The organism is Mesorhizobium sp. dw_380, from assembly GCF_018588885.1.
In the GTDB taxonomy this organism is placed as follows: Bacteria; Pseudomonadota; Alphaproteobacteria; order Rhizobiales; family Rhizobiaceae; genus Mesorhizobium.
Map to the genome: position 1 here is coordinate 306,116 of NZ_JAFFIW010000002.1, position 20,765 is coordinate 326,880.

The 20,765-nt window shown below is 64.0% G+C and carries 24 protein-coding genes; 14 read left to right on the forward strand and 10 right to left on the reverse strand.

What is annotated here, in order from left to right; translation table 11 throughout:
• The first annotated feature begins 156 nt into the window (after positions 1 to 156).
• The 5 genes from pdxR (at position 157) to JT360_RS03160 (ending at position 4,898) form a co-directional block, all read left to right on the forward strand.
• Positions 157 to 1,671, forward strand: coding sequence for a MocR-like pyridoxine biosynthesis transcription factor PdxR (gene pdxR / locus JT360_RS03140; RefSeq protein WP_214470076.1), 1,515 nt, complete (start codon positions 157 to 159; stop codon positions 1,669 to 1,671).
• A 144-nt stretch (positions 1,672 to 1,815) separates the two neighbouring features.
• Positions 1,816 to 2,034: a rubredoxin gene (locus JT360_RS03145; protein WP_214470077.1), complete on the forward strand. Its 219-nt coding sequence runs from the start codon at positions 1,816 to 1,818 to the stop codon at positions 2,032 to 2,034.
• 49 nt (positions 2,035 to 2,083) lie between these two features.
• Entirely contained in the window at positions 2,084 to 2,728 is a 645-nt protein-coding gene (locus JT360_RS03150) for an FMN-binding negative transcriptional regulator (protein WP_214470078.1), read from the forward strand.
• 394 nt (positions 2,729 to 3,122) lie between these two features.
• Positions 3,123 to 3,572 (forward strand): ester cyclase, encoded by a 450-nt coding sequence (locus tag JT360_RS03155; protein ID WP_214470079.1) that lies wholly within the window; start codon positions 3,123 to 3,125, stop codon positions 3,570 to 3,572.
• Between the two features lie 255 nt (positions 3,573 to 3,827).
• The gene (locus tag JT360_RS03160; protein ID WP_214470080.1) at positions 3,828 to 4,898 is read left to right on the forward strand and encodes a phosphatase PAP2 family protein; all 1,071 of its coding nucleotides are present in this window, start codon (positions 3,828 to 3,830) and stop codon (positions 4,896 to 4,898) included.
• 90 nt (positions 4,899 to 4,988) lie between these two features.
• On the opposite strand, the gene JT360_RS03165 is transcribed toward JT360_RS03160, so the two are convergent.
• Together JT360_RS03165 and JT360_RS03170 are read right to left on the reverse strand one after the other, a co-directional pair.
• Positions 4,989 to 5,519: a hypothetical protein gene (locus JT360_RS03165; RefSeq protein ID WP_250888579.1), complete on the reverse strand. Its 531-nt coding sequence runs from the start codon at positions 5,517 to 5,519 to the stop codon at positions 4,989 to 4,991.
• Between the two features lie 121 nt (positions 5,520 to 5,640).
• Complete coding sequence (locus JT360_RS03170) at positions 5,641 to 5,967, reverse strand: DUF1330 domain-containing protein (protein ID WP_214470081.1); 327 nt, start codon at positions 5,965 to 5,967, stop codon at positions 5,641 to 5,643.
• Between the two features lie 179 nt (positions 5,968 to 6,146).
• Here JT360_RS03170 and JT360_RS03175 point away from each other — a divergent pair, with 179 nt between their 5' ends.
• Positions 6,147 to 6,839: a winged helix-turn-helix transcriptional regulator gene (locus JT360_RS03175; protein ID WP_214470082.1), complete on the forward strand. Its 693-nt coding sequence runs from the start codon at positions 6,147 to 6,149 to the stop codon at positions 6,837 to 6,839.
• A 55-nt stretch (positions 6,840 to 6,894) separates the two neighbouring features.
• Here the strand turns inward: JT360_RS03175 and JT360_RS03180 are convergent, their stop codons facing one another.
• Both JT360_RS03180 and JT360_RS03185 read right to left on the reverse strand, forming a co-directional pair.
• The gene (locus tag JT360_RS03180) at positions 6,895 to 7,293 is read right to left on the reverse strand and encodes a helix-turn-helix domain-containing protein (RefSeq protein WP_214470083.1); all 399 of its coding nucleotides are present in this window, start codon (positions 7,291 to 7,293) and stop codon (positions 6,895 to 6,897) included.
• Positions 7,293 to 7,589, reverse strand: a complete 297-nt coding sequence (locus JT360_RS03185; RefSeq protein WP_214470114.1) for a type II toxin-antitoxin system HigB family toxin — start codon at positions 7,587 to 7,589, stop codon at positions 7,293 to 7,295. Before JT360_RS03185 ends, JT360_RS03180 begins: the two co-directional genes overlap by 1 nt.
• A gap of 182 nt (positions 7,590 to 7,771) precedes the next feature.
• On the opposite strand from JT360_RS03185, the gene ada reads away from it, so the two are divergent.
• The 4 genes from ada (at position 7,772) to JT360_RS03205 (ending at position 10,740) form a co-directional block, all read left to right on the forward strand.
• Positions 7,772 to 8,896, forward strand: a complete 1,125-nt coding sequence (gene ada, locus JT360_RS03190) for a bifunctional DNA-binding transcriptional regulator/O6-methylguanine-DNA methyltransferase Ada (RefSeq protein ID WP_214470084.1) — start codon at positions 7,772 to 7,774, stop codon at positions 8,894 to 8,896.
• Between the two features lie 113 nt (positions 8,897 to 9,009).
• Positions 9,010 to 9,135 carry a hypothetical protein gene (locus JT360_RS33945; RefSeq protein ID WP_284731527.1) on the forward strand — a complete coding sequence of 42 codons (126 nt, stop codon included), beginning with the start codon at positions 9,010 to 9,012 and terminating at the stop codon, positions 9,133 to 9,135.
• Positions 9,136 to 9,445: 310 nt separating this feature from the next.
• Complete coding sequence (locus JT360_RS03200) at positions 9,446 to 9,997, forward strand: methylated-DNA--[protein]-cysteine S-methyltransferase (protein WP_214470086.1); 552 nt, start codon at positions 9,446 to 9,448, stop codon at positions 9,995 to 9,997.
• Complete coding sequence (locus tag JT360_RS03205) at positions 9,997 to 10,740, forward strand: 2OG-Fe(II) oxygenase (protein ID WP_214470087.1); 744 nt, start codon at positions 9,997 to 9,999, stop codon at positions 10,738 to 10,740. Before JT360_RS03200 ends, JT360_RS03205 begins: the two co-directional genes overlap by 1 nt.
• On the opposite strand, the gene JT360_RS03210 is transcribed toward JT360_RS03205, so the two are convergent.
• The 4 genes from JT360_RS03210 to JT360_RS03225 all read right to left on the reverse strand — a co-directional run bounded on the left by JT360_RS03210 (position 10,725) and on the right by JT360_RS03225 (position 14,407).
• Positions 10,725 to 11,645 carry a sigma-70 family RNA polymerase sigma factor gene (locus JT360_RS03210; RefSeq protein WP_250888580.1) on the reverse strand — a complete coding sequence of 307 codons (921 nt, stop codon included), beginning with the start codon at positions 11,643 to 11,645 and terminating at the stop codon, positions 10,725 to 10,727. The genes JT360_RS03205 and JT360_RS03210 overlap by 16 nt on opposite strands.
• A 129-nt stretch (positions 11,646 to 11,774) precedes the next feature.
• Positions 11,775 to 12,716, reverse strand: a complete 942-nt coding sequence (locus JT360_RS03215) for an alpha/beta hydrolase (RefSeq protein WP_214470089.1) — start codon at positions 12,714 to 12,716, stop codon at positions 11,775 to 11,777.
• Positions 12,717 to 12,823: 107 nt separating this feature from the next.
• The gene (locus JT360_RS03220; RefSeq protein WP_214470090.1) at positions 12,824 to 13,705 is read right to left on the reverse strand and encodes an SDR family oxidoreductase; all 882 of its coding nucleotides are present in this window, start codon (positions 13,703 to 13,705) and stop codon (positions 12,824 to 12,826) included.
• Positions 13,706 to 13,819: 114 nt separating this feature from the next.
• Positions 13,820 to 14,407, reverse strand: coding sequence for a dihydrofolate reductase family protein (locus JT360_RS03225; RefSeq protein ID WP_214470091.1), 588 nt, complete (start codon positions 14,405 to 14,407; stop codon positions 13,820 to 13,822).
• Between the two features lie 143 nt (positions 14,408 to 14,550).
• Here JT360_RS03225 and JT360_RS03230 point away from each other — a divergent pair, with 143 nt between their 5' ends.
• Together JT360_RS03230 and dinB are read left to right on the forward strand one after the other, a co-directional pair.
• Positions 14,551 to 14,967, forward strand: a complete 417-nt coding sequence (locus JT360_RS03230) for a winged helix-turn-helix transcriptional regulator (RefSeq protein ID WP_214470092.1) — start codon at positions 14,551 to 14,553, stop codon at positions 14,965 to 14,967.
• Positions 14,968 to 15,327: 360 nt separating this feature from the next.
• Complete coding sequence (gene dinB, locus JT360_RS03235) at positions 15,328 to 16,575, forward strand: DNA polymerase IV (protein WP_214470093.1); 1,248 nt, start codon at positions 15,328 to 15,330, stop codon at positions 16,573 to 16,575.
• A gap of 286 nt (positions 16,576 to 16,861) precedes the next feature.
• On the opposite strand, the gene JT360_RS03240 is transcribed toward dinB, so the two are convergent.
• Complete coding sequence (locus tag JT360_RS03240) at positions 16,862 to 17,392, reverse strand: sterol desaturase family protein (protein WP_214470094.1); 531 nt, start codon at positions 17,390 to 17,392, stop codon at positions 16,862 to 16,864.
• Between the two features lie 185 nt (positions 17,393 to 17,577).
• Here JT360_RS03240 and JT360_RS03245 point away from each other — a divergent pair, with 185 nt between their 5' ends.
• Positions 17,578 to 18,048: an NUDIX hydrolase gene (locus tag JT360_RS03245; protein ID WP_214470095.1), complete on the forward strand. Its 471-nt coding sequence runs from the start codon at positions 17,578 to 17,580 to the stop codon at positions 18,046 to 18,048.
• 184 nt (positions 18,049 to 18,232) lie between these two features.
• Here JT360_RS03245 and JT360_RS03250 read toward each other — a convergent pair whose 3' ends face one another.
• Positions 18,233 to 19,420 (reverse strand): Gfo/Idh/MocA family protein, encoded by a 1,188-nt coding sequence (locus JT360_RS03250; protein WP_214470096.1) that lies wholly within the window; start codon positions 19,418 to 19,420, stop codon positions 18,233 to 18,235.
• Between the two features lie 285 nt (positions 19,421 to 19,705).
• On the opposite strand from JT360_RS03250, the gene JT360_RS03255 reads away from it, so the two are divergent.
• Positions 19,706 to 20,599: a MurR/RpiR family transcriptional regulator gene (locus JT360_RS03255; RefSeq protein ID WP_214470097.1), complete on the forward strand. Its 894-nt coding sequence runs from the start codon at positions 19,706 to 19,708 to the stop codon at positions 20,597 to 20,599.
• Positions 20,600 to 20,765 lie beyond the last annotated feature (166 nt).

Sequence of the window (20,765 nt, forward strand, 5' to 3'; positions counted from 1 at the left end):
GCGGCTCAGCAGGATCGTTGCGGCGGCCGTCATACGCGGCAGGCCTTGCCGAGCCAGGCACCCTCATCTTCCTCCGTTACGAGCGATCTTCATCTTCCGATTTGTTTGGCCTACTATTCTGACCAGAAAATTTAAAAGAGAGTGGTCCAGAAAGGCATGGCGCGGCGGCAAGACCTCATCACTATTGCGTCGCTACGGTCCTTCGATCGGACGAGCGGCCGCATTGGTCAGCAATTCACGCAAGCACTTCGGGATGCGATTGCGAAGGGCGAATTGAAGCCGGGGCAGCGCCTGCCCTCGACCAGGGCGCTGTCCGCTGCTCTTGGAATGGCCCGGGGCACCATTGTTGAAGCCTTCGACCAGCTCTATGCGGAAGGATATATTCAAGCCCGGGCAAGAAGCGGCACGGTTGTCGCGAGTGTCCATGAGGCCGCCCCGGAAGCGCTTTCACGGGAGTTGACGCCTGACACGCTGGCCGGGGAATTGCCCCTACCGACAAATGTTGCCCGTCTCGCTGCCGTTTCAAAGGCACTGACCCCGCAGGGAACCCAACCTTTCGCGATCGCACATCCAGGCGGCGATGTTGCGCCTGACGACAAATGGCGGCGTTTGGGCAACCGGGTGCGGGCAACCCGCCCCGCGGCACCTTCGGGGTATATCGATCCAAGAGGATTGCCGGAACTGCGCTCGGCGATAGCCGAATATGTCCGCAAGGCGCGGGCGGTGAAGTGCAGCGCCGAACAGGTCATCATCACCGCGGGAACGCAACAGGGTCTGTTCCTTGCGGCAACGGTGCTGCTGGCGAGCGGCGATGCGGTCTGGGCCGAGGATCCGGCCTATCCGGGGATTGAGGCCGTGCTCGGCAACTTTAGCATCACGGCCTGTCGGGTCCCCGTCGATGGCCAAGGCATCGACGTCAAGGAAGCGATTCTTCGATGTCCGGGCGCCCGCGCCGCCTTCGTCACGCCGTCCCACCAATATCCCCTCGGCATGCCCATGAGCATGCCAAGACGTACGTCGCTGCTTTCATGGGCACGCAACAACAATGCCTGGGTGGTGGAAGATGATTATGACAGCGAACTTCGATACGCGGGATATCCATTCCCCTCCTTGCAAGGGCTCGACCCGTCCCGGGTCGTCTACCTCGGCACGATGAGCAAGATGCTGTTCTCATCGCTGCGTCTTGGCTATGCGATCGTGCCGGTGCCCCTGATCGATGCTTTCGCGGGCGCGCGCGCGATGATCGACCGCCATTCCCCCACGCCCGATCAGCATGTCCTGGCGAGTTACATGCGCGAGGGCCTTTTCGAGGCGCATGTGCGCCGGATTCGCGGCGTGTACGCAGAGAGGCGGGCAGCCCTGATCGAGGCAATCGAACAGGAGCTTCCCTCGTGGGCGACACTGCAGCCCTCGGATCAAGGCATGCATCTCGTGCTTTGGTTGCCCCTCGGTATCGATGATGTGAAGGTTGCCGAAGAGGCACGCAGCGCCGGCCTGGTCGTCAGGCCGATTTCGCCGATGTTTGCCAATCCCCCTGCCCGGTCCGGCCTGATGCTGGGCTTTGGCGGCTTCACCCCCGCCGAACTCCGCGCAGCGGTGCGGCGGCTCAAGGACGTTCTCGCCGGAGCGATACGTGGTCCGCTTACCACACATCTTTCGGCTGAGGCCTGACACGATCCCGCATCGGCGACAGATTGCCATGAGGTGGTTCAGCGAAAATGACGAATACTGGTCCTGTGAACTGGACCAATCCGGATACAGGGTGCCCCGGAAATCGAGCGAGCCCATTTGCGGTTCCGAGAAATGGAGCACCCCATGAGCTACAGAACCAGTCAGACGCTTGAAAAATTCGTCAACGAAAACGCGCCCTACAAGACGTGGCTCTGCGTCCTATGCGGTCTCGTCTACAGCGAGCGAGAGGGCTGGCCCGACGACGGCATACCGCCGGGAACGCGCTGGGAAGACGTGCCGGAGGACTGGGGCTGCCCTGACTGCGGTGCCGCCAAAGCCGATTTCCAGATGGCCGAGATCTGAACACGCCTTCGCCCCATAAGATCCACCATACTTGCCGCCAGGAGTTCACATGTACGTACCCCCACACTTTGCCGAAAACCGTCCAGAGGTTCTTTTCGATCTGATCGAGAAGAACCCGCTCGGCATGCTCGTAACCAACGGCCAGTCCGGCCTCGACGCCAACCACCTTCCGTTCGAGACGAACAGGGCCGAGGGGGAAAATGGGATTCTTCACTGCCATGTCGCGCGCGCCAACCCTGTCTGGCAAGACGTGTCGACCGGCGATGAGGTGCTCGTGGTGTTCCGCGCCGCCGACGCATACATCTCTCCCAACTGGTATCCGAGCAAGCGCGAGTTCAAGAAGCAGGTTCCCACATGGAACTACCTTGTGGTCCATGCGCATGGCCGGGCCACGATCCGGGACGACGAGCGATACGTGCGGGGCCTGGTCGCCCGCCTCACCCGCACGCATGAGGCGACGCAGGCGGCCCCGTGGAAAATGACCGATAGTCCCAAGGATTACATCGACAAGATGCTGAAGGCGATCGTCGGCATCGAAATCGAGATCACCCGCCTGACAGGCAAATTCAAGCTGAGCCAGAACCGCGAGGCGCGCGATATACTGGAGGCGGGTGAGACGCTGCGGAAGCAGGGTGACGAATTGATCGGCGGCAGCATGACTGCCTTCGGCATCGAAAAGGCACGCCAATCCTGAGGTTCGACCGCGAACAAGCTGCGTTGTGCTGAAAGGTAGCGTGATGGGCCAACAGGGAGGATCGCATATGGGCTCTTTTTACGAAGAGGACCCCCACCCTAACCCTCCCCACAAGGGGGAGGGAACGCTGCCACGGAAATCAGCGCCTACCTAAGTCTCCCTCCCCCTTCTGGGGAGGGGTTGGGGTGGGGGTAATCATAGAGCGCCAGCCAGTCATATGCGATCGCCCTGGGCGAATAGCCGGCAAGGGGAAATGCCCGCGCCGGCCACTTTCCTCCCGTCTTTCGATTGGCCGGCAAGAACCGGAGTTTTGCGCGCCGCCTATCGTCCTAGTGATTGCCCCAGGTCGCCTGTCAATCCGGCGCACCTTGGCAAACACAAAAGGAACCTCGCAATGACCAAACAGGAAGACAACAAGGCCGTCGTCGTCAGATGGTTCACCGACTTCTGGGGTGAGACCTGCGACCTGTCGGTGGTCGACGACATCGCGGCACCCGACATGCTGCTCAAATATTCCTTGCATGAGCCGCGCCGGGGCCGCGACGACATCAAGGCCTTCATGACCGATTTCCGCGCCGCTTTCCCGGACCTCAACTTCTGGGCCACAGCCGATCTCATCGCCGAGGGCGATTATGTCGTCGGCCAGTGGGAAGGCGGCGGCACGCATACCGGTCCGGCCTTCGGCGATTTCCTCGCCGGTTCGCTGCCAGCCGCCACCGGCCGGGCCATGCGCTTCACCGGCACCACCGTGCTGAAGGTGATCGACGGCAGGATCGTCGAGGAGATCGGCCTCGATGACGGCGTCGCCGCCCTCACCCAGCTCGGCCTGATCAAGGCCGGCTGATTTGCAGGGCCATCGCCGTCCAGGCGGTGGCCCGCTTCGCCGAAGCCTGGCGGCCTTTCGGGTTCGAGATAGGCAACCGCCTTGTCAATACCTATGCATTGCACGATGACATCTTCGTCAACGATTCCTTGATGAAAAAGGAAGAATTAAAAACGTCTAATATTTCAAAAAACTTTGCCTCCTAGAAATGTAACTGAAAAGTAATACTCCATCTGCGAAATACCCCTAGTAGTCCTATGGGCGGGATGTCGTTCGATGAGTGTGCGCGCGGGGCAGCGGGGTGGCGATCGCCGCTCGCTTGCGGTTTTTGACCTGGACATCGCCGCGACCAGGAGCGGCTGGCTGCTGACTGCTCTGTGCCTGGCCTATGCCCTGGCCGCGCTTTGCCTGCAGCCGGGCCGCTATCTGCACCTGGCGCAATCCTACGCCCAGCCGTTCGTCTTCTTCCTGCCCACGCTTTTTGGCGCCGGCCTCGGCCTGGTGGCGCTGACATTTGCCAGGCATAGCCCGACCAGGTTCATGCTCGATATGTTCAGGCAGCGCTGGCTGGGCGCCGCCCCGGTGATCCTCCTGTTCTTTCTCGGCCTCACCGCCTTCACCGCCTTCAAGATCGCCATCCCGGAGATCGTCCCGTTCTATGCCGACCGCATGCTGGCGGAGCTTGATCTTCGGCTGCATGGCGCCGATCCCTGGACATGGACGCACAGCATCGTTCCCGGACCGGTCTCGGCCCTCATTTTCATCGGCTATGGGTATGGCTGGCACCTGCAATGGTTCGGCACTTTGCTGTTCGTCGCCTTCTGGAACGACAAGGCAAGGCGTTTGCGCTATCTCTGGGCATTCGCACTGACCACGATCCTGTGCGGAACCGTTCTGGCCACGGCGCTGTCGTCCGCCGGCCCGATCTTCCACGACCAGCTCTACGGCGGCGACCGCTTTGCGGCACTGCAAGCCGCACTGGCGCGGAACGGCTTCGCCGCGCCGGTCCATCTCTATGCCACCTATCTGCTCGCGGCCTACGAAAGCGGCCGCCCCGAACTGGGCGGCGGCATCTCGGCCATGCCAAGCATGCATGTCGCCTTCGTCACGCTCAACGCCCTCTTCCTCGCCGGCTTCGGGCGCCGGTGGGCCGTCGCCGGCTGGTCCTTTGCCGCGCTCATCCTGTTCGGCTCGGTCTATACCGGCTGGCATTATGCCGTGGACGGCTACCTCTCGATCCTCGTCGTGTCCGCGCTCTGGTATCTGACCGGGCGTTTCGTCCTGCCGCGGGAGAGCCGGGATCCCGTCGATGCCGGCCAGACGCTTCCCGACCCGACCGCAGCATGACCGTATCCGACTGACGCCGGGGGCCGAGAGCCCGCGTCCGGCAATCTTCGGAGATGGCCAGGCGGCCTTGGCGCCGCCTGGCCACATTGCCTACTGGCTCGGCGCCATCGTGTGCTCGCACGACACTTTCGGGTTCATGTCGGCAAAGGTGCCGGTCGGGTTGCCCTTCCAGGCCCAGACGTGCAGCTCGTAGAATTCACCCAGGCCATAGCGGTTGGGCGCGCTGTTGAAGTTGAACAGCTGGCCATCCAGCGATGCCGGCCCCTTCGAGGTGATGTATTCGACCGCCACCAGCTTCAGCGTGCCGTCGGCCATCGGCTCGTACATCACCGCTTCGGGACGGGCGATGTCGATCTTGTCGTCCTTCAGATACTGGCCGTTGACGTAGTGGATGCCCATGGCGCCGCCGGTGATGCCGCTGGCGCAGGGAATGGGCGCATAGCCCTCGGCTGTCGCCGCCTTGACGTCGAGAAACCGGCTGTTGGCGGCCCGCACCTTGTCGGCCAGTGGATTGGGACCGGACGCGGCGTCGGCCGCTTCCTGGTGCGCCTGCGCGAAGGTGGCGCAGGCGGCAAGCATGGCCCCCGCCATGAGGAGCCTGTTGCGAAAGTTTGATGTCATATCGATTCCATTCTTCTTGAAAAGGCACAGCTGGCAGGCCGCCGAAAACACGGAGGCCCTGCAGGCAAGGGCTGTGGCTGTTGTTGCTCGAAAATCCCGATGCGACGAATGCCGGGACGGGTCATCCCTTCGGCAGATATGGGATCGTTCCGGCCAGATCGGTGTTGTCGATCAGCTGGAAACGGCTGTCGCTGCCGTCCTGACGGGCCGAGACGAAAGGCGCGTAGGCCGGATCGTTGGTGAAGGCGCGCGCCTCGGCTTCCGACGGGAACGCCATCAAGGCGATCAGCGTGGTGTCGAGCGGCTTGCCCTCAAGCGTCTTCACATTGCCGCTGCGCGACAGATATCTGCCGCCATGCTTGTGGACGAGGTCATGCACCGAAGCGGCGTAGGCCGGCACCCATTGCGGGTCGTTTATCTTGATGTCTGCGATGACGTATGCGGTCATAGGGAGTCTCCTGGTTGCGGCGCACCGAGGTGTCCCGGTGCGTCCGGCCAAAGGGCTCGCACGACACGGCTTCCGCCAACCAGTCCGCGATCTGTACTGGGCCGGTACAGTTTCTGTACTCGCCGCTTCATTCGCGAAGGGCTAATGTTCGCCCCAGCTTCGAGGGAGAGACACCGATCATGGCCCAGCACGGATACAAACAGTTCTGCCCGCTATCGATGGCCGCCGAGGTGCTGTGCACCCGCTGGACGATGGTGCTGATGCGCGAGCTTGTGGCCGGCTCGACCCGCTTCAACGACCTGCGCCGCGGCGTCCCCAAAATGTCACCAAGCCTTCTGTCGCAACGGCTGAAGGAGCTTGAATTGGCCGGCATCGTCGAACGCAAGGAAGTGCCGGGCGAGCGGGGGATTTTCGACTACCAGCTGACCGAGGCCGGCCGCGATTTGCGCCCCGTGGTCGAGGCGATGGGCTTCTGGGGGCAGAAATGGGTCGAATCCCGGCTGTCGCTCAAGAACCTCGATCCGTCGCTGTTGATGTGGGACATGCGGCGCAATCTGAACCCCTCGCCACTACCCGAGGGCCGCACGGTGATACAATTCCTGTATCAGGAGCTTCCGGTGTCCAAACGTTCGTGGTGGCTGATCGTCGAGAAGCACGGCGAGGTCGATCTGTGCTGGTACGATCCGGGCTTCGACGTCGACCTCTACGTCTCGACCGACCTGCACACGATGACGGCGATCTGGATGGGGGTGCTGACGGTCGAGAAGGCCGGCGCGAAGGTCACCCTGACCGGCGACCAGGCGATCGGCAGGAAGATGCAGACCTGGCTCGGCCTCAGCCCGTTCGCGGTGGAGCCTAAACGCGCGGCGTAGGAGAGCCCGTGCATGTCGCCAAAGCGCGCAGCTTTCCCCGTCGCTGCGAAACGGCTCAGGCCCGCTTGCGGCTCCCGTCATTTGCGAGGTGATAGGGCTGCACGAGGATGTCGGCAGGGATGTGCCATTCCTTGTTCAGTTTGAAGACCATATCGAGGGTGAGAGCCCGCTTTCTGTTCAGCACCTCGGTCGCCCGGGGCGACGACCCGATCACCTCCGCCAGGGCCTTTCGCGACAGGTTGAACAGTTGCATGTGCGAATGAATGGCTTCAACGGGATCGGGTGCTTCAATGGGATAGTGCTTATCCTCATAAGCCTCGATCAGAGTTGCGAGAACGTCGAAGCGGTCACCGTCGAGAGAGCCGACCTCCGGCTCATTCTCGAAATATCTGGTGATTTCGGCAATCGCCCAATCGTAATCGGCTTCGGTCTTAATGGGTCGAATGTTTTCCATCACACTTTCTCCGGATCAATCTTGTCATACTCTTTGTGTGTCCCGACGAATTTGATCAGAACGCGGTGAAATTTGTACGCGACATGGACAATCAAGCGGTACTTATTGCCGCCAATATCGAAAATGACGCGATTGTCGCCCACGAAATCGACGGTCGCTCCAAATGCGTCCTTGATGTCGGTCGGAGTCTTCCAATCGGCATTACCGACAGCCACATACCAAGCCGTCAAAGGAGCTTCGGCCTGATTGTGCTTGGCCCAAAAGTCCTTCAGCGCTTTCTTGGCAATTATCTGCATGGCCAGATATAACAACTTCCCAAATTGGGAACAAGAGGCAATTCCCAAATTGGGAAAAGAACGCGCAGAGCCATTCTCAGCCCGCGCTGGTTTACCATCTCGAACGTAGGTCAAGCTTCCCCCTCCTGACACTTGGCAGGAAACGGGTGGCGGGACCGGCTTCTAGCGGCTTCAATGCGGCCATGTTCATCACTCTGGCCAAAAATCTGAAATCCACGCCGCTGCCGGTCACCGATGATCCGCGCTGGGCGCGCATCGTCGCACGCGACAAATCGGCCGATGGAGAATTCTGGTATTCTGTGGCGACGACCGGCGTCTATTGCCGGCCATCCTGTCCGTCGCGCCGCGCCAATCCCGGGAATGTGCAGTTGCACGACACGCTGGATCACGCCAGAGCGACCGGTTTCCGCCCGTGCCGGCGCTGCAATCCGGACGGCCCCTCGCTCGAGGCCGGCAATGCCGCCATGGTCGCCGATGCCTGCCGCAGGATCGAGCAGAGTGAGGAAGAGCCGTCGCTCGCCGAGCTGGCTGACGCCGCCGGCCGCAGCGCCGGCTATTTCCATCGTATCTTCAAGGCGATCACCGGACTGACGCCGAAGGACTATGCCACCGCGCACCGCGCCGCCAAGGTCCGCCAGGGCCTTGAGGACGGCGCCAGCGTGACGTCCGCCATCTACGACGCCGGCTTCAATTCGAGCGGGCGGTTCTACGAGAAGTCCACCGGCATGCTCGGCATGACGCCGACGCGCTACCGCGCCGGCGGTGCCAGTGAAGAAATCCGCTTCGCCGTCGGCGAATCCTCGCTCGGCACTATTCTGGTGGCGTCGAGCCGGAAGGGCGTTGCCTCGATCCTGCTTGGCGACGACCCCGACGCGCTGGTGCGTGACCTGCAGGACCGTTTCCCCAAGGCGCGGCTGATCGGCGGCGACCGCGATTACGAGGCGCTGGTCGCCCGCGTGGTCGGCTTCGTCGAGGCCCCACGGCTCGGCCTCGACCTCCCGCTCGACGTGCGCGGAACGGCGTTCCAGCAGCGCGTCTGGCAGGCCTTGCGGGACATCCCGGTCGGCGGCACGGTTTCCTATGCCGAAATCGCGCAACGCATCGGCGCGCCGAAGGCGACCCGCGCCGTCGCCGCCGCCTGCGCCGCCAACAATCTCGCCATCGCCATTCCTTGCCACCGCGTGATCCGCAAGGACGGCGCGCTGTCCGGCTACGCCTGGGGTGCCGAGCGCAAGCGCGCGCTGCTCGACCGCGAGGCGGGTGGATCGAACGCGCCCGACAGCGCTTATCAATCCGCGCGGAGCTGACGGGCACCAGCATGCGCGCGATGGCAAGGTCTCATGTCACTACTGATGGGACAGCCCGCACGTCCGCCGCCGGCAACCGCGCTCAAGAGGCGAAGTCCTGGGTTATGGCCGCCATGAGCGAGCTTGTCGATGAGGGTAAAGCTGAGTGGAACCACGCCGCCACCGGCGAGATCGAACTGCGGATGCTGACCGGCGAGGTGTTCGTGCTGGGCGAGGTGTCCGTGACGCGTGTTGGATGAGCATCATCCCGGGCTACCATTGAAAAATCAGCACCCTGCGACGCCCCCCTCTGTCCTGCCGGACATCTCCCCCTCAAGGGGGGAGATTGGCAACTTCGGCGCCCCATTTATTCTTGCAACGTTGGAAATTGGCGAAGGCCGCGATGACAGCCAATCTCCCCACCCGTGGGGGAGATGTCCGGCAGGACAGAGGGGGGCGCCGTAGAGCGCTTACTTCGCCTGTTCAGGAGATTTGAATTTGAAAGCAAGCATCGGAGTGAGGGACCAAAGGCAGGGAACTAGCGTTCAGGCACACAGAAGGAGAAAGCCAATGAACCTCATGCAAACCCAAGTGCCGGCGTCAGCCTCCAGAGCTGCCGCCTTCGATACCATCACCTATGCCGTCGGCAAATCCGCGATCGGCAACATCCTGGCGGCGCGCAGCCTCGTTGGCGTCTGCGCCATCCTGATCGGCTCCGACACCGGAACTTTGGAGCAGGATCTCGCCGACCGCTTCCCCGGCAGGATTCTGATCGAAGACGAACCTGCTTTGAGCGACGATCTCGCCGCGATCGAGCGCTTCGTCGAAACACCCGCCGCCGGCCTCGACCTGCCGCTCGACGTCAGCCATGGCACGCCGTTCCAGCAACGGGTGTGGGGGGTGCTGCGCGCCATCCCGCGCGGCGCCACCATCACCTACACCGCGCTTGCCCGGCGCCTCGGCCAGCCCGGCGGCGCCCGCGCCGTGGCGACGGCCTGCGCCGCCAACGCCATCGCGCTCGGCATTCCCTGCCACCGGGTTGTCCGCGCCGATGGCACGCTGTCGGGCTACCGCTGGGGCATCGAATGCAAGCGCGCACTGCTCGACAAGGAGGCCCTGTAATGAACGCCCACGCCAAGGTTGCCGCATCGGCGGTGGAAGCCGCCGAGAGACGCGTCGCCGCTTACGACTGGCCAGCTCTGACCGCCGAACTCGACGGCTTCGGCTGCGCGGTGATGGAAAAGCTGCTCTCGCCGCAGGAATGCCGGCAGATCGCCGGCCTCTACCCCGACGAACAACATTTCCGCAGTCACATCCACATGGCCAGGCACGGTTTCGGCAAGGGCGAGTACCGCTACTTCCGCTATCCCTTGCCCGATCTCATCGGTGGCCTGCGCAGCGCGCTCTACCCCAGGCTGGCCGAGGTCGCCAACCGGTGGAACGAGCGCATGGGGCTCGCCATGCGTTATCCCGCCACGCATGGCGAGTTTCTCGAACAATGCCATGCTGCCGGCCAGACCCGGCCGACGCCGCTGCTGCTGCAATATGTCCCCGGCGACTTCAACTGCCTGCACCAGGATCTCTACGGCGACCTCGCCTTCCCGCTGCAGGTGGCAATCCTGCTCTCCGAACCTGGCAAGGATTTCACCGGCGGCGAGTTTGCGTTGACCGAACAGCGGCCGCGCATGCAGAGCCGGGTCGAAGTGGTGCCGCTGCGCCAGGGCGACGCCGCCGCCTTCGCCGTCCACAACCGGCCGGTGCAGGGAACGAAAGGCAATTACCGCGTCAATTTGCGCCACGGCGTCAGCCGCCTACGCTCAGGCATGCGCCACACCGTCGGCATTATTTTTCACGATGCCAAGTGAGTGTGGTGGGGTGGTTCCGCATCGGCAGCTACCATCTCCAGGATCCACGGACATGCATAGTAATCGGCGATGCGGTCGATCACCCCGCCATCGGCATGGATCCGCACCAGATAGGCAGGCCGCCAGACATCGCCATACAGCCTGTCGACGACCAGCACGATCTCTCCATCGATCGCATCCGGCCGCATCCGCCAGGGCAGTTCGCTGCGCTCGTACTCGACGAAATAGGGCGAGCTGGAGAGCAGGCCGTTGTAGCAATCCGAGACGCGCAGGCGCGCATCGGCGCTGGTCAGCGCGCGCACCCCGTCCCAATCCCTGACATTGAAGAGTTCGACATAGCGGCCGAGCAGCCGCTCCAGTTCGGGGTCGTGCGCGGGCGCCGCGACAGGTTGCGCCGGCAGGGCGGCGAGCTTGGCGCGGCCGCGGTTGAGCGCCGACTTGACGCCGCCTGTCGTCGAGCCGACAAGCTCGGCGATCTCCTCCAGCGAATGGTCGAAGACATCCTTGAGCAGCACGCAGGCGCGCTCCTTCGGCGGCAGGTGCACGACCAGCCGCTCGATGGCGCGGCCGGCGCCCGGCCCGGCAGGCTCGACCGGCAGCACGATATCGTCGCCGGCATAGCCGGCCTCGGCCTGCATTCGCGCGCGGCGGCTTCTGATGAAGTCGATGCACCTGTTATGGGCGATGCGGAACAGCCAGGGCCGCAACGCCTGTGCATCGTCGAGCTGTTCGATCTTGCGATAGGCCTCGAACAGCGCCTCCTGCATGACGTCCTCGCCATCGAGAGCCGAACCGGTCATGCGGGCGCAATAACGATGCAGCCGCACGCGCAGATGCGAAACCGTCTCCAGGAAGGCGGCGTAACGCAGGTCGAACAGGCCTTCGGGGTCAAGGCGCGGCTGCATGCCTTGCCCCATTTCACGAGATCTGCGGATCTGCTGGTTCATAGCGGCACGTCGCTCAGCGTCACCGCAGCATCGCGCAAGCACACCGCTTCCACAAGCACGAAACTCGACACGATCAGCCGCCGCATGTCACGCCGCCTTGGCGCCCGCAGTCGTGTTGCGGGCATCCGGGAGCCCAAGCTTCGGCCGCACCCAGGCGGCGAGGCGAGCGATCGCATCGTCGGCTTCGGGCGCCCGGCCGGCCATCATCTGGAAGGAGTGCAGCATGCCGTCAAAGACATCCAGCCGCGTCTCGACGCCGGCCTGCCGCGCACGCTCGGCGAACATGCGGCTTTCGTCGACCAGCGTCTCGTCGGCGCCAGCCTGCAGGAAGACAGGCGGAAAGCCGGAGAGGTCGGCATAGAGCGGGCTGACCTCAGGATCGCGCCGGTCGGCATCGCCGATGAAATTGGCCGCCAGCCAGTCGACGCCGGCCTTGGCGAAGCCCGGGTCCTTGTCGCGGTTGGTCTCGAAGCTGGCGGCGGTCAACGCCATATCGAACCAGCCGGAGATGATCAGCGTGGCGACGGGCAGCGACCTCCCCTGCGCACGCAGCCGCTGCAGGACGCCATAGGCCAAGACCGCGCCGCAGGAATCGCCGGCGATCACGATGCTCCCGGGGTCGAAACCCTGGTCAATGAGCCAGTTCCAGGCGGTCATCGCCGCCTCGAGCTGGGCCGGATGCTTCGCCTGATGCGCCAGCGGATAATCGTAGAGCAGCGCCCGGCAGCCGACGGCCTTGGCGAGATGGCCGGCCAGCTTGCGGTGCGTGTAGATCGAGCCGCCGATGAAGCCGCCGCCATGGGCGTAGAACAACACCCGCTGCTCGTCGGCGCCCTTCGGCGCGATCCACATCGCCGGCACACCGCCGGCATCCACCTCGATATAGTCGACGCCGCGCGGTTCGCCGGTCAGCGCCGTCCAGTGGGTGTCGTTGAAGTCGATCATCGCTTGCGGGCTGGTCAGCTTGCCGGCATTGGCAGCGATCGTCTCGTAGTGGATCTTGTTTGCCTCGCTCTCGGTGCTCGCCATCATGGTCTCCCTTGGTTGCGGATCGCAGGCTGCGCGATCCTTCAAAGCCAAGGACGGACGGGCGGGCAAAAAGGATACGTCGCAGCGCTCGCTTTTCTTCCGAGTGCTCAGGCCACGCCGCCGAACATCGCCGCATGGCGCTGGGCGAACTCGACGAACGGCGTCGGCTTGACGCCGAACATCTCGTGCGTCGCCAGATGCACCCGCGATTTCGGCCGCCGCCGCCGCTCCGCCAGTTGCTCGTCCAGCGCGTCGGCGAAGCCGGCCGGAATGCCGGCGGCCAGCAGGTTGCGCCGCCGCTGTTCGGGGCTGATGTCGACATAGCGGACCGGCTTGCCGATCGCTTGCGATATTCGCGCGGCGATGTCGGTCATCGTCAGCGCCTCAGGTCCGGTCATGTCGAGGCTCTCGCCTTCGTGGCCGCCATCGCTCAGCAGGCGAAAAGCTACCTTGGCGATGTCCTCGACATCGACCGGCGACAGCTCGGTCTCGCCGAGCGCGAGATAGAAGGCACCCTCGGCGGCGATGGTCGGCGCGTCGCGCAGATAGACCTGCATGAACTGGCTGGGGCGCAGATGCGTCCACGCCATGCCGGCCGCTTCCAGATAGCGCTCGACCTCTTCATGCATGCGCGTGAAGCGGAACTTCGTCGCGTCGTAGCCAATGTTGGATTCGGCGCCGGAAAATTTCACCACATGCTCGACGCCGGCCGTTCTGCAGGCGTCGATGAAACGGCACTGCGTTTCCGTCATGTCGTCGGCCGCGGTCGAAATCATCAGCACGCGATCGATGCCGTCGAGTGCCGAGCTCAGCGTTTCCGCCCGGCTCATGTCGCCCTCGACCAGGTCGACTCCGGCCAGCTCGCCCAGTCCCGCAGCCGAAGCCTGGTCCAGATCGCGCACCAGCGCCCGCACCGCATGCTTCTGCCGCGCGAACTCGCGCACGATCGCTTTTCCATTCAGGCCCGTGGCGCCCGTCACCAGGATCATCAGCTTTTTCTCCGTCTGGATTGCCGCGGCTGCCACGCCGGGCAACCGCACCTTGAAGACGAAGAGACCAGGGCAAAGGATTCTGCCCAAACATCTTTTTATCAACGCGAGGCCTCAGCCGGCCGGCGCGTAGCGATTGACCACCATGCCGCAGGCATAGGCTTTCGAACCGAGCAGAAGCAGGTTTCGGAAGCCGCCCTGGTCGAAGATGCGGCGCCCCGCGCCCAGCACCGCCGGGTTGATGAACAGCTGGAACTCGTCGACCAGCCCTGCCGCGATCAGCGCCGACGCGAAGCCGGCGCCGCCGAACACGGCCATGTCGCCGCCACCTTCGGACTTCAGCGCCTTGACTTCGCGGGGCAGGTCGCCGCTGGCCACCCTCGTGCGTTCCCACCGCGAAACCTTGAGCCGGTCGCTCAGCACCACCTTCCGTGCCTCAACGATGCGCTGGGCGAAAGCGTAGAACGGATCGGCCCGATGTTTCTTCGCCGCATTGCCCCAATGGCTGAGATAGCCCTCCTCGGCCATCTTGCGGCTGAGCAGGATGGTGTCGATGCCGGCAAAGACGGCGTTGAAATCGCGCTTCAACTCGTCGTCCCACTGGCTGTCGTCACCCCATTCCCAGAGCTGCCAGTGATGGTCGGCATTGGCGCCGACAAAACCATCGACCGACATCTGCATCTGAAGGATGAGCTTCTTCATCATCGTTCTCCGGTTGTGATCGAAGGGCGCCGCGAAATCCCGTGTCCGGCCAGCCCCGGCATTAATTGGTTTACATTTGGAACCATTGATATCAGAGGAAAATGATGTCAATAGTAAAGTGATTTAAAAATGGAACCTTTGAGATGTCGACGCGCGAAAGATCCGGCTGTCCGATCAGCCTGTCGCTCGAACTGCTGGGCGATCGCTGGACGCTGCTCATCATCCGCGACCTGGTCTTCGCCGGGAAAAAGCATTTTCGCGAATTCCTGCAGTCCGACGAAGGCATCTCCTCGCGTACGCTGGCCGAGCGGCTGCAGACGCTTCAAGACGAGGGCATCCTCACCCGCAGCGACGACCCGACCCACGGGCTGAAGGCGATCTACCGGCTCACCGAGGCCGGCATCGACCTTCTGCCGGTGCTGGCCACGCTCGGCGCCTGGGGCAGCAGGCATCGCAAGGCCGACGATAAGCTGGCGCGGATCGCTGACGAGCTGGCGGCCGGCGGCGAGCCGGCGCTGGAACGGATGAAGGCGGCGCTGCGGGCGGAGCATATTGTTTGAGGGGGCTGTTGGAGGAGAAGCGGAACCGCTCTTCTCGTCTGCAAGGTCGGCGCCGCCCCTCATTGCCCTGCCGGGCATTTCTCCCCGTAAACGGGGAGAAAGAAGCTGGCCGCAGCGCCACCGCTTCCCTTGCAACGTTCGCGATTGGCGAAACCAACGGCGACAGCGTCCTTCTCCCCGTTTACGGGGAGAAGATGGCGGCAGCCAGATGAGGGGCAGCGCCAATCCCGGAAGGTTTAAGCGAGCATTTCGATTCGGAAGCAATTGCCATTGAATGCATTCCACCGCCCCTCCTTGACAACAATCACCCTTTGTTCTCTATATGTTCACATCTATCAGCAACTGCGGATGAGCGGTCGGATGGAAACGACAGCCACCATCCTGCATGCCGATCTCGATGCCTTCTATGCCTCGGTCGAGCAGCTGCTTGACCCCTCGCTGCGCGGCAAGCCGATCGCGGTCGGCGGCGGTGTCGTGCTCGCCGCCTCCTATGAAGCGCGCGCCTTCGGCGTGCGTGGCGGCATGCCGGGGCGCAAGGCGCGCGAGCTTTGCCCGAAGCTGATCTTCGTCGGCGGCAATTTCAGCCACTACCAGCGGCTTGGCGACGCGGCGATCAAGGTGCTTGACGATTTCACGCCGGTGGTCGAGCGCATTTCGATTGACGAGGCCTTCGCCGATGTCGCCGGCTGCACCCATCTGTTCGGCTCACCAGAAGAGATCGCCCAGACGATCCGCCGCCGCGTGAGGGCGGAACTTGGCCTGCCGATCTCGATCGGCGTCGCCCGCACCAAGCACTTGGCCAAGATCGCCTCGCAGGTCGCCAAGCCCGATGGGCTGGTGGTGGTCGACCCCGGCACCGAACTTGCTTTCCTGCACGATTTGCCGGTTTCCCTGATGTGGGGCGTCGGCCCGGCGACCAAAGCGCGGCTGGCCGAGATCGGCATCGAGACCATCGGCGAACTGGCCAGGACGCACAGCGGAGCACTGACGCGGCTGCTCGGCCCGGCCGTCGGCGAAAAGCTCGCCGCCCTGTCGTGGAACCGCGACCCGCGCAAGCTGGAGACGAAGCGCCGGGCGCATTCGGCCGGCGCCCAGTCAGCGCTTGGCCAGAAGCCGGCCGTGGCGCGCGTTATCGTGCCCACCTTGCTGCATCTGGCCGACCGCGTCGCCAGCCGGCTGCGCGCCAAGGCGCGGCCCGGGCGTACGGTCACGGTGCGCGTGCGCTTTGCCGACCTCAGCGCCGTCACCCGCTCGATCACGCTGGAACAGCCGATCTCGGCGACCACCATGCTGGCCGAGATCGCGGGCGACCTGGTGCGCGGTGTGCTTGCCGACCATCCCCAGGAGAAAACGATCTCGCTGCTGGCGATCTCGGTCTCGCACCTGGAAGAAAGCGCGGAGCTGCAGCTCGACTTGCCGCTCGGCCTTGCCGACGAGAAACGCCGCCCGGGCAGCCAAAAAGGCCTCGCCCGCTTCGGCGCCGACCGCGCGATCGACAAGATCCGTGAGCGCTTCGGCAAACAGGCGGTCGGCTACGGCACGGTGGCGCTGGAAGCAGCGCGCTCCGTGCCAGACGAATTCAGGGAACTGGCGGAGAAGGAGCTGTGAGCGCGCGGGAGAGTTGGCCCCTCGCCTCACGGCTTCCGGATCAACGGGATATAACCGACGCGACGGTCACGGACAGCAGTTCGCGCTTTACCAGCACCGGCTTCTCATATGTCTTCTTCACGGCAAAGGTCCCCTACGCCCAAACGGCTGGCAGCAGTAACAACCGGCAAGCGCGGCTTTGTCAAGCCGATGCGAAACCGCGGTTCGAGCCCGGGAATCGGGCCGTGTTTCCGTCCGGCGGACAATCCCCGGGTTGCTGGCCAGGCCGAGACACGCCCGAATCGGTTCAGAGCCGCGCCGTGCCGAAAATCCGGTCCCAGAATATCGACGTCACGCCGAAATTGGCGGTGTCGTCGATATGGTGATGCACCGCGTGCCGGCGCTTGAGCGTGTAGAGATAACTCGGATGGCTGGGGTGCCAGTGATGGATCATGTGGTGGACGCTGATGTACCAGAGATAGCCCAGCATCAGCCCGCAGCTGACCGCGCTGGCGGTCGCGAAATCGGAAACCATCCAAACCGGCAATGCGATCAGCGCATGAACGCCGAGGCTGAGCCAGGTCGGCGTGCCCACCGAACTGCGCTCCTCGACATGGTGACGGTCGTGCAGATCCCTGATGTAAGGGATGTGATGAAGCACGAAGCGGTGCAGGACGTATTCGATCAGCGTCCAGAGGCCGAGACAGAACAGCACCGTGCCGATCCACTCCGGCGCGCTCTCTTCGCCAGCCTCGATCAACCCGGCTATGCCCAACACGGCGATCACCAGCGGATAGACCACGAAGTCGCTGTAGTAGCCGATCAGACCCAGTTGCATTCGGACGCCTCACCTGACCTTCGACGCCGCCCCGAAAAATGATACTGCCAGATTGCCGGACTCGCCCATGAGGTGCAATGCGGACGCGTTTGACATAGCGTCGCAATTTGCCGGTGCAAGATCGGCATCCGTGATCGACTGGGAATCGGCCACCTCGCACCAGCGCCACGAATGGACATGCAAAAATGGCAAAACGCAGTGCCGGCCTGCTGGTCTATCGTCGAATCGATGGCGACATCAGCGTGCTGCTGGTTCATCCCGGCGGCCCGTTCTGGGCGAAGAAGGACGATGGCGCCTGGTCGATCCCCAAGGGCCTCGTCGACGAGAACGAGGACGAACTTGTGGCAGCACAACGCGAGACCGAAGAAGAACTCGGCTTCAAGATCGACGGCCGCTACGCGCGCCTCGGCGATTACAAGCAGCCGGGCGGCAAGATCGTCAGCGCCTGGTCGGTCGAGGCCAGGGCCGAGATCGATGTGGCGGCCATCAAGAGCAACAGTTTCACCATGGAATGGCCGCCGCGGTCGGGATCGATGAAGGCGTTTCCCGAGGTCGACAGAGCGGGCTGGTTCACCTTGCCCGAGGCCGAAGTCAAGATCCTTGTCGGGCAGCGTCCGATGCTGGCGGATCTGACGAGGCAGCTGGAAATCCAGTGATCTCCCCCCTTGAGGGGGAGATGGCCGGCAGGCCAGAGGGGGGCGCTGTCCCGCCAACCTCTCAGCCAAATCAGCTGTGTCCGTCGAAGGTCTTCGCGTAAGCGGATCATGCCGAAAGGCTGGCGTTCCTTCGCGCCCCCTCTGCCCTGCCGGGCATCTCCCCCACGAGGGGGGAGATTGGCTGTCATCCCTCGAACCTTGCCGCCGTCCACGCGCCGCCCGCCGCATTGGAGTCCACCGCCGCGGCGACGAACTTCACGCCGCGCGCGCCGTCGACCACGTCAGGCACCTGCGCAGCCCGTGCCGGATCGACCGGGCCGCCCGAGCGATGCGCGCGGATGATGTCGGCGGCGTCGCGGTAGAAATTGGCGAAGGCCTCGATATAGCCTTCGGGGTGGGCCGCCGGCATGCGCGACACACGCCGGCTTTCTGCCGTCGAACCATGACCGCCGCGCACCAGCGTGCGGGTTTCCTCGCCATAGCGGGAGAAGCGCAGTTCCTCCGGCCGGCCGCCCGACCATTCGAGCCCGGCTCTGTCGCCGTAGATGCGCACGGAGAGGTCATTGTAGTGGCCGGGCGAGGTCTGGCTGGCCAGGATCGTGCCGCGCGCTCCGCCTGTCCAGCGCATCATCACATGCGCATTGTCGTCGAGCCGCCGTCCAGGCACGGCGGTGAACAGGTCGGCCGACACCGCTTCGGCCTCGCAGCCCGAAATATAGCTCGCGAGATTGAAGGCATGCACGCCGATATCGGCCAGCACCGCAGACTGCCCAGCGCGCGCCGGATCGGTGCGCCATTCCGCCTGTTTCTGGCCCTCGGCGTCGATCGGCTTCGTCAGCCAATCCTGGATGTAGGCGCCGTGCACCGACACGATCCGGCCGAGTTCGCCGGCCGCCACCATCTCGCGCGCCTGGCGCACCATGGCATAGCCGGTGTTGTTGAGCGTGACGACGAAGCGGCGCTTTTTCGCCTTCGCCAGCGCCACCAGCGCTTCGGCGTCAGCCAGCGTCGTCGACAGCGGCTTGTCGCAGATCACGTCGATGCCGGCATCGAGGAAGGCGGTGGCGATCGGTGCATGCAGATGGTTGGGCGTGACGATGACGACCGCCTCGATACCGTCAGGCCGGGCGGCTTCCGCTTTTGCCATGGAGTGATAATCGGCATAGCTGCGCTCAGGCGCGATGCCGATCTCGGTGGCGGAGGCGGCGGCGTTCTCCGGATCCGACGACAGCGCGCCGGCCACCAGAACGATCTGGTCGTCGAGGCGCATGGCCAGCCGATGCACGGCGCCAATGAAGGCATTGCGGCCGCCGCCGACCATGCCGACCCTCAGCCGCTTGCCCGCCGTCTCATCCGATGTTGCATAGACCATGTTCGTCTCCTCCGAGCGGTTTCGTCATCCTGGGGCGGAGCAAGGAGCGCAGCGACGCGGCGCAGACCCCAGGATCCATGCCGTGACTTCAAGGCGTTGCGACGGTGCCGAATCTTCCCTTCCGCTGCATTCCTCGACAACCGCCACGGCATGGATCCTAGGGTCTTCGCGACGGAGCTCCGCTCCTGCTTCGCCCTAGGATGACGACGTTGGGGGGATACCACCATCGAACAGGATTTCCAATTTCCATATTGTAAAACGATCGTATCGCGCTAGCCTGAAATCATGCGTGGGGCGGGCAAATCATCCAGGCGATCCAGTGCCGACGAGGCGGCGACGCGCAAGCGCGGGCGCTCGCTGGCGGCGTTGGGCTATACCCAGCCGCAGACCTATGAGGAATTGCGCGCGGTGCTGTCGTCCGGCACGGTGCATTTCCCCAAGCGGCTGCGCCAGGTGGCGATCTTCCTGTGGCAGCATCCGAGCGATGTGGCGCTCGGCACCATCGCGCAGGTGGCGGCACAGGCCGGCGTGCAGCCTTCGACGCTGGTGCGCTTCGCCCAGATCTTCGGCTATTCCGGCTTTTCCGATTTCCAGAGCCTGTTCAAGGATCACGTCAAGGGATCGTGGCCGGAAGGGCGGGGCGAGCCGCGGGCCGAGACCGAACCGAACGCCGCCATGCATTTCCTGCACGGCATGGTCGGCGCCTCGCAGGCTTCGCTTGGCCGCATCGAGGCCGGCTTCGACGTCGAGAGTTTCGAAAACATGGTGGCGCTGCTGGCCGGCGCCGACCTGATCTACGTCATCGGCTCCAAGCGCGCCTTTCCCGTCACCACCTATCTGTCGCTGACGCTCTCGCAGCAGGGCGTGCGCAACGTGCTGGTCGACAATGTCGGCTCCTCGGCGCTCGATCAGGTCGGCTGCATCGGCAGCCGGGACGCGGTGCTGGCCGTCTCCTTCAGCCCCTACAATTCGATCACGCCCGACCTGGTCGCGGTGGCGCATGAGCGCAAGGCCCGCATCGTCACCATCACCGACAGCACGTTCAGCCCGCTGATCCCGCTGTCGGACAGTTGGCTGGAAGTGGTGGAATCCGACTTCGCCGGCTTCCGCTCGCTGGCCGCGTCGCTGGCGGTCGGCATGGCGCTGGTCCAAGGCGTCGCGGCAAAGCGCGGCGCATGAGGCATTGGAGGGCAATTGCTTTGGACCGTCAATTGTCGAAGTCCGCGCTGCCCCTCACCTGCCTACCGGCATCCTCTCCCCGTATAGTGACGGGGAGAGGGGCGCTCTCGTCGCCGGTTTCGCCAATCGCCAGCGCTGCAAGAAGGGCGTCGAGGTTGCGGCCAGC